Source organism: Thermoleptolyngbya sp. M55_K2018_002 (assembly GCF_015295965.1).
In the GTDB taxonomy this organism is placed as follows: Bacteria; Cyanobacteriota; Cyanobacteriia; order Elainellales; family Elainellaceae; genus Thermoleptolyngbya; species Thermoleptolyngbya sichuanensis.
On the sequence record NZ_DVEA01000162.1, the window covers coordinates 1 to 12,456 of the forward strand.

At 56.8% G+C, this 12,456-nt stretch carries 11 protein-coding genes and 1 pseudogene; 6 read left to right on the forward strand and 6 right to left on the reverse strand.

What is annotated here, in order from left to right; translation table 11 throughout:
• From IGS51_RS07980 to IGS51_RS07990, 3 genes and pseudogenes are all read left to right on the forward strand, one after another.
• A pseudogene (locus tag IGS51_RS07980) lies at positions 1-327 on the forward strand (hypothetical protein); the annotation flags it as partial.
• Between the two features lie 409 nt (positions 328-736).
• Positions 737-2,353 carry a CHAT domain-containing protein gene (locus IGS51_RS07985; RefSeq protein WP_297077838.1) on the forward strand — a complete coding sequence of 539 codons (1,617 nt, stop codon included), beginning with the start codon at positions 737-739 and terminating at the stop codon, positions 2,351-2,353.
• Between the two features lie 253 nt (positions 2,354-2,606).
• On the forward strand, positions 2,607-3,239 hold the full coding sequence (locus IGS51_RS07990) for a hypothetical protein (RefSeq protein ID WP_297077840.1): 633 nt from the start codon (positions 2,607-2,609) through the stop codon (positions 3,237-3,239).
• Positions 3,240-3,364: 125 nt separating this feature from the next.
• On the opposite strand, the gene IGS51_RS07995 is transcribed toward IGS51_RS07990, so the two are convergent.
• Genes IGS51_RS07995 through def form a run of 3 tightly spaced genes read right to left on the reverse strand, consistent with a single transcriptional unit; the run spans position 3,365 to position 5,568 of the window.
• The gene (locus tag IGS51_RS07995; protein WP_297077842.1) at positions 3,365-4,750 is read right to left on the reverse strand and encodes a PrsW family glutamic-type intramembrane protease; all 1,386 of its coding nucleotides are present in this window, start codon (positions 4,748-4,750) and stop codon (positions 3,365-3,367) included.
• Positions 4,747-4,941, reverse strand: coding sequence for a hypothetical protein (locus tag IGS51_RS08000; protein WP_172358839.1), 195 nt, complete (start codon positions 4,939-4,941; stop codon positions 4,747-4,749). The genes IGS51_RS07995 and IGS51_RS08000 overlap by 4 nt, the downstream gene beginning before the upstream one ends.
• Positions 4,942-4,992: 51 nt before the next feature.
• Positions 4,993-5,568, reverse strand: coding sequence for a peptide deformylase (gene def / locus IGS51_RS08005; protein WP_297077844.1), 576 nt, complete (start codon positions 5,566-5,568; stop codon positions 4,993-4,995).
• A gap of 583 nt (positions 5,569-6,151) precedes the next feature.
• Here def and IGS51_RS08010 point away from each other — a divergent pair.
• A complete protein-coding gene (locus IGS51_RS08010) occupies positions 6,152-6,340 on the forward strand; it encodes a hypothetical protein (protein ID WP_297077846.1) in 189 nt (62 codons plus the stop codon).
• 171 nt (positions 6,341-6,511) lie between these two features.
• Here the strand turns inward: IGS51_RS08010 and pth are convergent, their stop codons facing one another.
• Both pth and IGS51_RS08020 read right to left on the reverse strand, forming a co-directional pair.
• Positions 6,512-7,141: an aminoacyl-tRNA hydrolase gene (gene pth, locus IGS51_RS08015; protein ID WP_297077849.1), complete on the reverse strand. Its 630-nt coding sequence runs from the start codon at positions 7,139-7,141 to the stop codon at positions 6,512-6,514.
• Between the two features lie 3 nt (positions 7,142-7,144).
• A complete protein-coding gene (locus tag IGS51_RS08020) occupies positions 7,145-7,468 on the reverse strand; it encodes a TatA/E family twin arginine-targeting protein translocase (protein ID WP_297077851.1) in 324 nt (107 codons plus the stop codon).
• A gap of 638 nt (positions 7,469-8,106) precedes the next feature.
• On the opposite strand from IGS51_RS08020, the gene IGS51_RS08025 reads away from it, so the two are divergent.
• Positions 8,107-9,345 carry a hypothetical protein gene (locus IGS51_RS08025; protein ID WP_297077853.1) on the forward strand — a complete coding sequence of 413 codons (1,239 nt, stop codon included), beginning with the start codon at positions 8,107-8,109 and terminating at the stop codon, positions 9,343-9,345.
• A gap of 210 nt (positions 9,346-9,555) precedes the next feature.
• Here IGS51_RS08025 and IGS51_RS08030 read toward each other — a convergent pair whose 3' ends face one another.
• The gene (locus IGS51_RS08030; RefSeq protein ID WP_172354738.1) at positions 9,556-10,974 is read right to left on the reverse strand and encodes an NADP-dependent isocitrate dehydrogenase; all 1,419 of its coding nucleotides are present in this window, start codon (positions 10,972-10,974) and stop codon (positions 9,556-9,558) included.
• 696 nt (positions 10,975-11,670) lie between these two features.
• On the opposite strand from IGS51_RS08030, the gene IGS51_RS08035 reads away from it, so the two are divergent.
• A complete protein-coding gene (locus IGS51_RS08035) occupies positions 11,671-12,339 on the forward strand; it encodes a response regulator transcription factor (RefSeq protein ID WP_297077857.1) in 669 nt (222 codons plus the stop codon).
• The last annotated feature ends 117 nt before the right edge of the window (positions 12,340-12,456 follow it).

Below are 12,456 nucleotides of genomic sequence, written 5' to 3' on the forward strand. Positions count from 1 at the left end.
AGCGCCAACCCGACGCTCCCGGCATCGCCCATTAGCTCGCCCCTTCGCGAGGTGCCAGCCCCACCCGCAGCGGATACGCCCGATACCCCACTGCCTGAACGAAGCGCGATCGCCCCGCCTGGAGCAGATGGCTGGGTGGCGCTGAGCGATCTCCGTCCGCTGATGATGCCCAACCCCATGCCGACCGATGCCCAGCGCGGCGTTTGCGTCTCTTCGTCCCCAACCCCCGATTTGCCTGCTCCACCCCCCAGTCCGCCGCCTGTTGCGCCGCCTGCTGAGCCTACCACGCCCCCCAGCGCCCCACCCGCCTCGCCTCCTGTCGGTTAACCTCCAAAGATCTGGTCTTCTGGAGATCTAGTCTTCTGGGGACAAAGAGGAAAAACCCGGTGAATTACTCGATACACTGGATAAGCGTCAGCAGTGTCACGATCGACCTTACATGATCGACCTTGTAGGATGGCATTGACTGGGTGGGCGATCGCACGATTGAGGGGCGCAGAAGCCTGGAAAAGGTTTGGGAATACTATATCCAGTGTGTTTGTATTCCAGTGTGTTTGTTTGATTCTTGTTTGATTCAGCGTATTGATTCAGTGTGTTTGTTTGAAGGTTGGGCTTGGATTCAAACTTCAACCCGTTGACCGCCCGTTTACAGCTTTGCCTTCCGCAACACAACGTTGGGTGCATTTCGGTTTCAGTCATGGATTTTGTTGAATTAGCCATTTAGACTTTCGGTTTCATGCTTTCGTCTGATCACCCCTGCCTGCGGCTTGCGATTCGCCGCCTTACTGCTGCTGACGCAGACCACTATGCGATTTGGGTGCTACAAGCCCCATCGCAGGCAGGTTACGTGCATCACGACCGAGCCTGGTCAGCGGAGCTAACCGAGATTTGGCAGGCCTGGCAGTCCATGTTTTGTCTGCGAGATTTGCCCGCCGTTCCCCGGATTCCGGCGGTGGTGTTGCCGCCGCCCCAGCCCGACGACCCAACACCGGGCTACGCAGGTCGCCTAATGCAGCATTTGGGCGTGAGTCTCTGGCAGTGGTTGTTTGACGGTTCCATCCAAAATAGCCTGGCCCAGAGCCAGGGCATTGCTCAGGGACAGGGGCGATCGCTGCGGCTGCGGCTGGAGATTCGTGACCCTGAGCTAATGGCGCTGCCCTGGGAAATCATGCAGCCCCAGCCCGGACGACAGGCGATCGCCCTCAGCCAGCAGCTTTTGTTTAGCCGCACCACCAACGAAGTCGATCCGCTGCCGGCCCTGCGCGAGGAAAACTCGCTGCGGATCTTGCTGGTGCAGGGACAGGACGCTGAACCCGACCGCAGCCTCTCCACCAGCGACTTTCGCCTCCAGTTGCAGCAAGAGGCCGACGCGCTGACGGCGCTGCTTCAGGATGTCACTCAGGGAGAAGCGTTTCATCGCTTTGTGCCGCCCGTGCCCTGCGAAGTGACAACGCTGGTGCAGCCGACTGCCGCCGAACTCACGTCTCACCTAGAAACCAAGCAGTACAACGTGCTGTTTTACTCTGGCCACGGGATGCCCGGCCCAGACGGCGGAATGCTCTTCTTGCGTCCCGATGCAACGATGAACGGGACGGAGCTGGCGCAGGTGCTAACCCGTTGCCGCATCAAGCTGGCCGTGTTCAACGCCTGCTGGGGCGCACAGCCTGAAATGCAGGGCAATCGCCCCATTCCCCGCAGCAGCCTGGCCGAAGTGCTAATTCATCACGGCGTACCTGCGGTGCTGGGGATGCGCGATCGCATTGCCGAACACGAAGCCCACAGCTTTATCCAGCGATTTGCCCGGGCCCTGGCCGAGCGATCGCCCATCGACGAGGCCGTGGCGATCGCCCGCCAGCACTTGCTGACCCTCTACCGCTTCAACCAGATCGCCTGGACCTTGCCCGTCCTCTACATGCATCCAGAATTTGACGGCGAATTGGTCAAACCGCTGACAGAAGGGGTTACGGAAATTCCCGAAAATCCCTCTAGCTGGGGTGAGGTGCCGTTTCCCTCTGCTTGCCTCCGCGCTGTCGAGCCGCCCCACCAGACCTGGCCCATCTACGGCGGCATGGTGCGGGTTGGCTTTTTGGAAGGCAATGACCTGGTGATCAAATCTCCCGGCGTTTCTCGTCGCCACGCTGAGATTTTCTATCGCGGGTCGGTCGGGGCGGCCAGCGCAGAGCCGATTTACGTCCTGCGCGACTTTTCTCGCTTTGGCACGTTTCTGCTGGAACCGCAGGGCCAGTGGCGAAAAGTGCATCAGGAAGAGGTCGCCCTCAAGCCCCACAGTCGCCTCCGATTTGGCACATTTCAGCTAGAGTTTGTGCCCAATGACCTCACGCCGCCCCTATGACGCTTGGCTCTTGGCTGCGCTTTGGCCAGAGCAGGTACGGCTTTCTGGGTTTATTGTGCTTATAGTTGTCTGGATAATACTCTTTCAAAATTTCCACTTTAGCCCGCTGCCAAAATTTTCAAATTCCTTATCAGCCAATTACGGAACTGACCCATCCGAGTCTGTAGCTAGTCCTATCGAACCCATTCGATATCCACACTTAATACAAGTAACCATAGACAACACTCGTCCGGCGCATTCAGGAGCAAGAACCATGGCAAGTGATTCAACCCGTCCCTGCTTTTCTGCCTTTCGGTCTCAGGCTGAGCTAGAACTCCTCCAGGTCGTATTAGATAATGCGGATGCATCCTACCCCTGGAATCCGGCAGACCCTGCCGCATCTAGCTATTTTGAACAGCTTGAGCAGGAAGTGGCAGCGGGTTGGCCGACTGACATGCTCGATTCCTATGCCCAGTCCCTTTCCACGCAACTTGACCAACTGTGGGCCACGGTGGATGCGGCTCAAAATGCGGCTCAAAATGCGGCTCAACCCGTGCTGACGACCGCTTCTTTCAGCGGACTGTTTCAGCGGTTTGCCGACCGGATGCCGCAAGGACTGCTGGAGCGGCTGGTGCAGCAGGCGCAGATGGCGATCGGCTCTTCTAGCTCTCTGGCCGATCAACTGGTTGCCAGCGTCCGCGACGTGCTGCCCGATTGGGGCGATGATGATCTGTACGTGCTGGCGCGTCCTTTCGCCTATGCCATGCGCGACAAGGACGAAAACGACCTGCTAGAGGGAGCGCTGCGCTCGGTGCGCTCCGAAGCCTGGGAAGACCTCTCTAGCATTGAGCAAGCCCGCCTCAGTCTGGCGATCGCCCGCCATATTATTGACCAATCCAAGGTTTGACCCATTCAAGGTTTGACCCATTCAAGGCTTGCCCCATCCAAGGTTTGACCCATCCAAGGCGTAGGGTGCGACCGAAGCAGAGCGACAGGGTAGCCCGCTCCAGCGCCCCAATACGCCAACCCCTCCTACCCTTGCCGCCTCAGTTGCGTAGCAAAGTTCTCACGGCGCGTGGGCGAGAGTTTGCGGGCCTTGAGAATGGCTGCCATCAGAAACGCATAGGACACGCTGCCGACGATGGCCAGCGCCGACAGGTTCAAAATGCCGCAGACGTTCCATAGCGCGTGCAGCACAGAGGCCGTCAGATAGCCCGTTCCCAGAGTCCGCCAGCGGTGGGCCGGCTTTAACATGCTGAGGCCGATGAAATAGCCCAAATAACCGCTATAGGCGATGTGTCCGGCGATTGACCCCAGCACGCGGGCAATCAAAATTTGTAGCCCCGACACTTCTCCCAACCCGATGCCTCCCTGCATGTTTACGTTCTGAATGACGCTGGGCACGTATTGTCCGAGCGTTTCCAGCAGCGTGAAACCGACAGCCGAAGCAGTGCCCAGCAAGATACCATCCAGCGGTTCCCAGACCCCCAACCGCTCTCGCCAGGGCGGTCGCAGCGCCAGACCCACCGCGCAGGCCACCAGCACCGGAATCGCCTTCAGCAGTTCCTCCATCAGCCCTGCCCCAATGAACATCTGCCCCAGCAAAACCAGCAAATTGCCAGAAAACTGGGTGGGAATGTCTCCGGGCAGCAGGTCTTGGAACACATAGATAAACAGGTTCAGCACCGGGCTGAGCAGCAGCACCACCATCATCAGCGCCGCCCCCAGCAGCCACCATAAGGGTTTGGGTTTGCCACAAAGCTGGTAGACCACGTAATAGGCGGCGATCGCCAGATAGGTCGCCAGCGTGACATTAAACACGGGCGGATTGCCTACCGCAATAAACAGCAGCACCACAAAGCTGACGGTGATGATTCCTGGCACCAAGTAAGCCCGCTGGAGCAAATCGGTTCCAGTAGAAAGAATGGGAAACAACTGACTGACGGTGATGCCTTCATCAGCAAACCCTGCCTCTTCCGGCGGGTCTAGCAAATCGGCCTCTGCCTGCAAGTCGCTCGACACAGTGGGAATCAGGCGGGCATCGGGGATCGAAGCATCATCCGCCGGCTGAACCGGGCGCAGCTCAAACACAAACTGCGGCCCGCGCTGGCCCAAGGAGAGGCGATCGCCCGCCCGCAGCCGCTCTGCCTGATGCAGGAGTCGCCCATTCAGGTAAGTCCCGTTCGTGCTTTCCAGGTCGCGGAGTTGCCAGCCCACTCGGTCAGGCGTGGCTTCGATGCAGGCATGAAATCGGGAAACCCCGCTGTAGGCCGCCGAATCCACCACAATTTGGCAGTCTGGATCGCGCCCCAGCCGCACCTCTCGCGTCAGCGGTAGGGGATACACCACATCTGCCTGGGCTGCGCCCGTCGGGGCACATAGCCGCAGATAGGCGACCTGGGGCACAAAGTCCGTCACTGGTTTGCTCGGGCATCGCGGACGGCCGCCAAAAACAGCAGCACCGTTAGAGGAATGCTAAGCGCCAGAATAATGCCCGTGGGCGCTGTCCCCAGTTGGGGCGTTTTGGAGGTCAGCTCGAAGATGGAACCAATGGCGGCGATCGCCGCAATGCAGGAGCCTGCAAGAAACAGGCCGCTTTTGGGAGTCATCATAGGACAGAGGGATGGGCGGACGATGGCAGCGGTCAATCGAGACGGATCTCAGGCAACGGGCTTCACAGCCTGCACCGAAAAGCCATTCTTGCTTAGCTCTTGGTTCAGCGCCAAGGCGTTGTCCACCCGGTCTACAAACATCACGCCGTTTAGGTGATCCATTTCATGCAAAATGACCCGCGCCAGCAGATCATTTGCCACCAGCTTTTGCGGGCGGCCCATCTCGTCTTTGTAGGACACCTCAACCTCTTCTGGGCGAGTCACGTCCAGAAATACGCCCGGAATGCTCAGACAGCCCTCCTGAATCACGCAGGTTTTGCTGCTCTGGCGCGTGATGCTGGGGTTGATCAGCACCAGCGGCTGGGTCTTGGGTTCATCCAGATGAATGTCAATCACGATGAGCTGCTTGTGAACCCCGACCTGGGGAGCCGCTAGCCCAATGCCGTCTTCGCTGTACATGGTTTGCAGCATTTGCCGCGCCAGTTGGCGCACCTCGTCGTCCACTTTGGTAATGCGCTTAGCAGGCTGCCTCAGCACGCGATCGCCCAGGTAGTGTAGCTCCAGCGGCGGCTTCGACAGCTTTTTCTTTTCGACAAAAATAGACGAGGTGGTTTGAGAAGGCATGGCAGAGAATGACGAGGCAGCATCGACATAAGTTTATCTTTCTCTATATTAGACCCCCCGTGCGAGTCGTTGAACGGCGCGGATAACGAGCATTGTTTAACGAGCATTGTTTCATGAGCATTGTTTCATGAGCATTGTTTACAGATGCAAGCTGAATCGGCCAATCAAACCACCGCGCATCCGCATAGTCCGGCATAATCCGGCAGGATTCAGCATGATTCGGCAAAATCTGGTAAAGCCATTTGCAATCCCTGTTCGCAATCCCTATTTGTCATCACGACATTCGTTGTTCCCACGCTCGTCTATCCGACTGGGTGAACCTCCCTGGGCGATTTTCCCCAAAAGCATTGTTTTGTATCTAAGGACACAGTATTATTTTCTCAGTGAAACTAGTTGGCTAGCACCTGTGGGGCGATCGCCTCTTCCCCAAGGGTTATTTGCCAACGGGTTAGTTTTTGCTTTGGTTGGGTTCTTTGCCCACCGCGCGGGCAACCTGCGCCAGTCCAGACGCAATGCTGCCCCTTCACCCACGCTGCTTCTTGGTTTCGTGATCCGTTTTTGATTTCCGAAGGACTGCTGTTTCATGAACATTAAATGGACTGCGCCCAGCGCTGAATCCCTCGCCTCGCTCCAACCCCGCATCTGGCAAGACTGCGATCGCACCACCCAAAAGGTGCAGTGGCATGTCTATGACCCGATTTCTGGCGAAGCAAGTTCCCTAGAGTCTCAGGCTGACGTTGAAGAATGGTTGGCCCATCGCGCCTACTCATAGCGGAATGCAGAGGTCAGGTTTCGGGACATAGCGCGTCTTGCGTGAGCGTCTTGCGTGAGCGTCTTGCGTGAGCATCTTGCGTGAGCATCTTGCGTGAGCGTCTGGCATGAGCGTCTTGCATGAGCGTCTGGCATTTTAGTCCCATCCTCTGATCTCTGCTGCCCCTCGCCGCTAGCTGCCCGCAATCCGGTTGTTATAAAGGCTCATGGCTTTTTCGGTGCTTTGCTTGAGACTGAGGGCGATCGCCGCTTCGCACAGCCGCAGCACTTCGGTCAAAACCTCTGTTTCCGCCTTGGAAAACTGCCCTAACACATGAGAAACCGTGTCTTTGTCTTCGAGGGCGGCGGTTTTGGGCTTGCCGATGCCGATGCGGAGGCGCGGAAAATTTTGCGTGCCCAGGTGCGAAATGATGGACTTCATGCCGTTGTGTCCGCCTGCGGAACCCGATAGCCGCAGCCGCAGCCGACCCAGCGGCAAATCCATGTCGTCGTAAACCACCAGCACGGACTCCGGCGAGAGCTTGTACCAATCCACCACCGCACGAATCGACTGACCCGACAGGTTCATGTAGGTCTGGGGCTTGAGCAGTCGAATTTTGTCGCGGTGCGGGCCAGTGCCTTCCCCAAAAATGCCCTGAAATTTTTTGTGGTCTGCCAGGTTGATCTGCCAGGAGCGGGCTAGCTCGTCCACCAGCATAAATCCGACATTGTGCCGGGTGCGGTCGTACTTAGCGCCCGGATTGCCCAGACCCACAATGAGCTGAGGCGTAGGGGCGATCGCCACATCACGAGACTCGCCCATCGTCTAGCCGGGTTGGGAAGGGCTGGCGGCATCTTCTTCGACGGGCGCGATCACTTCAGCATCCGTCGGCTCAGCCGTCTCCGTTGCCGAGAGAACCTTTTGCGCGGGCGGCTCTAGCTTGGCTTCCATCGGTTGGCTGATGGTTTTCTCGATTTGCTCTGCTTCCTTCTTAAACTCTTCCTGGAATTCGCGAGATGCATCCTGGAAGCCCTTGATCGCCTTGCCCAGGCTGCGCCCAATCTCTGGCAGTTTTTTCGGGCCAAAGATCAGCAGCGCCAGAATCATAATCACCGCCATTTCTGGCAGACCAATCCCAAAGATGTTCACAGCCGTTTCTCCTGTCGGTCAGCGCTGGATGCCTTAGATAGCCTGTAGACAGCCTGTAGGTAGACAGCCTGTAGATAGCCACGTTGCGCCTTTGCATGGCAGTAATCAGACGGCTTCAAACACTTGATTTTCGTCTGACTTTTTCGTCTGACTTTAGAGACTGCCGCAATGTCCACAGATCCTACGAATACTTCCTACAGATACTAAGGATATATGTTCACGCCTTTTAAGAATAGCGCTTCCAGAAAGTGCTGCCTTCTTCCCGCAGGCATTCTGGAATGATTGGGCGCGGGCCACAATTCACCGATTCTTTGCAAAACCCGTAATTTTTTTAATGAAATGATTTTCAGGAAGCCTTGTGTGAAGGAACTACAAAGCTCTGGTTAAGTTTATGGCGGTTTTGGGGGTCGCTGATAGAATCGAGGGGTCTTTTTATGGTTTGCCTTGCTCGGTTCTCTAGCTGGCGTAACGTTTCAAGCTGGTGCAATATCAAACCGATCAGACAATCTACTGGCGCACTACTGGCGTACTTTTATCTTCAGAATTCTTAAGCTTTCAACTTGTAGGCGCATCAGCCCCCGTTCAAGCCCCGTTAAATTGAGTCATTTCCCTTTGCCGTTTTTATTGTCTTTTGGGTTATGCCTTCGCCCATTCGGTTTTCTCGAACCCATCGCTACTCTCGTAGCCGAGCGCGCTTGCTCCTGCGCCCTAGAGTCTGGCTGTCGGCGGCGGTGCCTGTGCTGGCGCTGGCGTTGGCCTGGGCCTATTGGCAGCGTCCTGCTTTGCTGTCCGGTTGGTTAGGCGATCGCCCCCTAGAATTCGGCGCTGACTCATCTAGCGATCGTGCCCTGCCGCCGGGTCTCTTTGAGTCAAACCCAACGGGGCAAGGTCGATCCCTGGGCGATCGCGCTCAAATCGACATTGACAACCTGCCCGTGCTGGGAGCGCGTCGATTTCCAACGGGAACACCTCTGGCGCTAGAGGAGCCGCTCGTTTCTCCTAGCAGCCTGCCCGATGCGCTCAAATCGCCGAGCCAAGCAGGTTCCACCTCTAGTCTGCCTGCATCGTCGGCGATCGCCCCCACAGACCTTCTGTCGCTGAACCCTGCCCCCACAGCCAGCCGCTCGTCCAGCAGTTCAGCCAAGCCAGACCCAATCCTGAACACAATCACCGTTGCGCACACGACCAGTCCTATTACAGCCAGTCCCATATTGCCGAGTCCGGCGATCGCCCCTGCTGGCACAGTGGGTACAGTGGGTACAGTGAGCAGCCCTGTTCCCGGCTCTACGCCATCTCAACCAGTTCTCCCCGTTAGTCCACTGGAATCAGCGCTCCAGCGTCAGGCAGGCTCCAGCAGCCCACCTTCTACAGTCGAGCCTTCTCCAGTAGGCTCATCTGGCACTCTCCCCAGAATCCCCGCCACCGTTCCCAGCGGTTCCGTCCTGCAACCTATTCCTGGAGAACCCGCCCAACCTCTGAGCCAACCCTCCCTCACCCCAGCCTTTTCTACGCCCACGCTACCGGGCCCCTATCTGCCCCGCACCTCGCCACCACCGGGCAGCACGGGCTACTTGCCGCCATTAGGGGTTCAGCCCCTGCCGACGGGCACACTGGGTCAGCCGATCGGCGCGCCTGCGTCCCTTCCGTCCGGTTTGCCCGTGCCTGATTCCTCCATTTCAGGCTCAGGGATTTCAGGGGCGGGCGCAGCGGGCTTCCCAAGCGGCAACTCCGCAGTTCCGCCGCAACCCCAGTTTGACGGGCGCGACTTCTACACAGCTCCCACGCAGCCTGCTCAGTCCCCTACGGTTGAAGCGGCTCCGTTTTCGGCTCCGTCCCGGCCTCGCAATGGCGAGTTCAACACGTTCTCGAATCCATAAGCGCCCGTTCTGGCAGCGATTTGCAAGTCTTCCAAACCCTCGGCGCTGTTTAATCTGCATCAAACCGATCGGAAATGGTGTGTGGCAAACAGGCAGCTACACACCATTTCGTTGCATTAGTTTCGTTGCATTAGTTTCGTTGCATCAGTCGGCCGTCCCTAACAAAGCATTCATGAAAACGCATTCATGAAAACACGCTCATGGACGCTGTTAGAAATGGCGGATGATGGCATCGGCAAACTCAGAACATTTCAGCGGCTCCACGGGTGGCTCCATCAGTCGGGCCAAGTCGTAGGTGACTTCGCCGGCCGAGATCGCGCCGCCGATGCCTTTCTTAATCAGGTCGGCCGCTTCCTGCCAGCCCATATACTCCAGCATCATCACCCCAGAGAGGATGACGGAGCCGGGGTTGATGCGGTCTAGTCCTGCGTGCTTGGGCGCGGTGCCGTGGGTCGCCTCGAAGATGGCAGCAGAGTCGCCAATGTTCGCGCCGGGGCCCATGCCCAGCCCGCCAACGACAGCCGCTGCCGCGTCAGAGAGATAGTCGCCGTTTAGGTTCATCGTCGCCAGGATGGAATATTCATCGGGGCGCGTCTGGATTTGCTGAAAGATGCTGTCGGCGATGCGGTCGTTGACCATAATTTTGTCTTTCCACTGGCCGCTGCCGTGGGTGTCCCAAATGGCATCGAGGACGGATTGTACCTCGTCGCAGATTTGCGCCTTTTTCTCCGCCGTCAGCGCGTCATAGCCCGGATCGATCATGCGGGCATTGTCTTCGATGCTGAGGTCGGGGTTTTTCTCCTTGTTGCCCAAAATCCAGGATTCCCGTTCTGTGATGCACTCAGCGCGAAACTCGCTGGTGGCCAGTTCATAGCCCCAATCGCGGAATGCGCCTTCGGTGTATTTCATGATGTTGCCCTTGTGAACCAGCGTCACCATCTGCTTATTTTTGGGCAGGCGCAGGGCGTGGCGAATGGCGCGGCGCACGAGTCGCTGGGAACCCGTTTTGCTGATGGGCTTGATGCCAATGCCCGAATCCAAGGGGATGCGTTTTTTGCCGTGTTCGGGGGTGGCGGGAATCAGGTCTTCATTGAGGATCTTGATGAGGCGATCGCCCACTTCACTGCCCTGCTTCCATTCAATGCCCAGGTAGATATCTTCGGTGTTTTCCCGATAGATAATCACATCCAGCTTTTCAGGCGTTTTGTGGGGTGAGGGCGTGCCTGCATAGTATTTACACGGGCGAATGCAGGCGTACAGGTCAAAAATTTGTCGCAGGGCGACGTTTAGCGAACGAATGCCGCCGCCGACGGGCGTAGTCAGCGGCCCCTTGATCGCCACGCCATATTCTCGAATTGCCGCCAGCGTATCTTCTGGCAGGTATTGATAGGTGCCGTAGAGTTCGCAAGCTTCATCGCCTGCATACACCTTGAACCAGACAATCTGGCGCTGCCCGCCATAGGCTTTTGCCACGGCCGCATCAAACACCTTCTGAGCCGCAGGCCAAATGTCTACGCCTGTGCCGTCGCCTCGAATAAAGGGAATGATAGGGTTGTCAGGAACCTGTGGCTCACCGTTCTCAAACGTGATGCGTGAACCCTCGGTCGGGGGAATAATCTTTTCATACATAGAGCGTTGCCGACTCCTAAGTGATAAATCAACGATTCTTGGCTAGTTTAGTGGCGGAGAGAAGAGCCAGAATGCTCAAGAGTGAGCAGCTTTCGGATCAGTTTCTCCAAAGTTTCTCGACAAGAGTGCTTCCTTGAGGCAACGTGCCAGTTTTTTGAGCCAGGGGCATGATATCTCAAACTTGCAATTGCTCAATTTCTCAAAGATGAATCGGAGGAACTGTTCATCTAAGACAATCAACGGTGGGGCAACCACAAAAAAGGCGAAAAAATCCTAAAGATGAAGATGTCTTTGGGTGATGTCACTGTTTTGTCAGATTTATCTGATAATTTTGCAGAATGTCCGCTGATTTGAAAAATGATTTGGAAAACTTAGGAAGCTTGACCGTCCCCAAAACTCATCCTTAACTCGTCCTTAAAAGTTTATTCCGTTGAACGGGATTGCTTAAGAAGATAGGACTTACGCAGTTGGACAATTTCTCGAGGCACAGCCCGCGAGAAATTGTCCAAAATCCAAAGAGCTTATCGCAAGTGCGTCAGTTCTGGAAGAATTAGCAGGTTAGTTCGGGAGCTAGGGAGTGCGATCGCACCCTGTCTCAATTCAAGTCTCAGCCGCTATGATGGCTCGATAGAAGATCTCGATGTATGCAAAAGGAACCTGTGATGCTGTTGGCAGGGTTGGAACTGGGTAGCTGATATGAAACGCATTTTGATCGTAGATGACGACACCACCTTGCGGACAGCGCTCACCCGATACTTGCAAAATCAGGGCTACTTGGTGCAAGAAGCCCGGTCTGGGCTGGAAGGGTTGACCTTGTTTGAGCAGCATCCGCCCGATCTAGTGGTTTCGGATGTGCTAATGCCAGAGATGGACGGGCTGGAGTTTTGCCGCCGCCTGCGGGCCAGCCGCACGGGGCAACTCGTGCCTTTTATCTTTCTCTCTAGCCGCAAGGAAGTGGACGACCGGGTGCAGGGCCACCAGATGGGCGCAGACGACTATCTGGCAAAGCCCTTCGAGCCGAAGGAGCTAGTCGCCAAGATCGAGGCCCAACTGGAGCGATCGCGCCGGATTCACTCCGAAATTGTGCGGCTGATGCAGCAGTCGGTCAGCGTCAGTGCTGCGGCGGGCGATCGCCCTGCTACGCCGACCCCGCTTCCGCTCACGCCAGCGGAGGAAAAGGTGTTTGCTGAAGTGATCCAGGGCTATACCAACAAGCAAATTGGCGAGCGTCTCTTCGTCAGCCCGCGCACGGTGCAGACCCATCTCAGCAATATTCTCAGCAAGCTGGAGCTAGAAAACCGCTCGCAGCTAATCCGCTATGCCTATGAGCGGGGATATCGGCCGCCGGAATCCACAGAAGAGTGATGACGAAAGAGCGACAGAGGATTAGAGAGGATTAGAAGCGAGTTTTTAGAACGCTCGTGCCAATTCCACTCTCCCCTGCGCTCCTTCTAAAAGACTCGCTACTGCGCCACGCTTCCC

What these genes read in the sequence shown, in the direction of transcription:
- pth (WP_297077849.1), bottom strand. Translation starts at nt 7,141, where the DNA reads ATGGGCGAGTCTCGTGATGTGGCGATCGCCCCTACGCCTCAGCTCATT.
- IGS51_RS08025 (WP_297077853.1), top strand. Translation starts at nt 8,107, where the DNA reads ATGCCTTCGCCCATTCGGTTTTCTCGAACCCATCGCTACTCTCGTAGC.
- IGS51_RS08035 (WP_297077857.1), top strand. Translation starts at nt 11,671, where the DNA reads ATGAAACGCATTTTGATCGTAGATGACGACACCACCTTGCGGACAGCG.
- IGS51_RS08010 (WP_297077846.1), top strand. Translation starts at nt 6,152, where the DNA reads ATGAACATTAAATGGACTGCGCCCAGCGCTGAATCCCTCGCCTCGCTC.
- IGS51_RS08030 (WP_172354738.1), bottom strand. Translation starts at nt 10,974, where the DNA reads ATGTATGAAAAGATTATTCCCCCGACCGAGGGTTCACGCATCACGTTT.
- def (WP_297077844.1), bottom strand. Translation starts at nt 5,568, where the DNA reads ATGCCTTCTCAAACCACCTCGTCTATTTTTGTCGAAAAGAAAAAGCTG.
- IGS51_RS07985 (WP_297077838.1), top strand. Translation starts at nt 737, where the DNA reads ATGCTTTCGTCTGATCACCCCTGCCTGCGGCTTGCGATTCGCCGCCTT.
- IGS51_RS08000 (WP_172358839.1), bottom strand. Translation starts at nt 4,941, where the DNA reads ATGACTCCCAAAAGCGGCCTGTTTCTTGCAGGCTCCTGCATTGCGGCG.
- IGS51_RS07990 (WP_297077840.1), top strand. Translation starts at nt 2,607, where the DNA reads ATGGCAAGTGATTCAACCCGTCCCTGCTTTTCTGCCTTTCGGTCTCAG.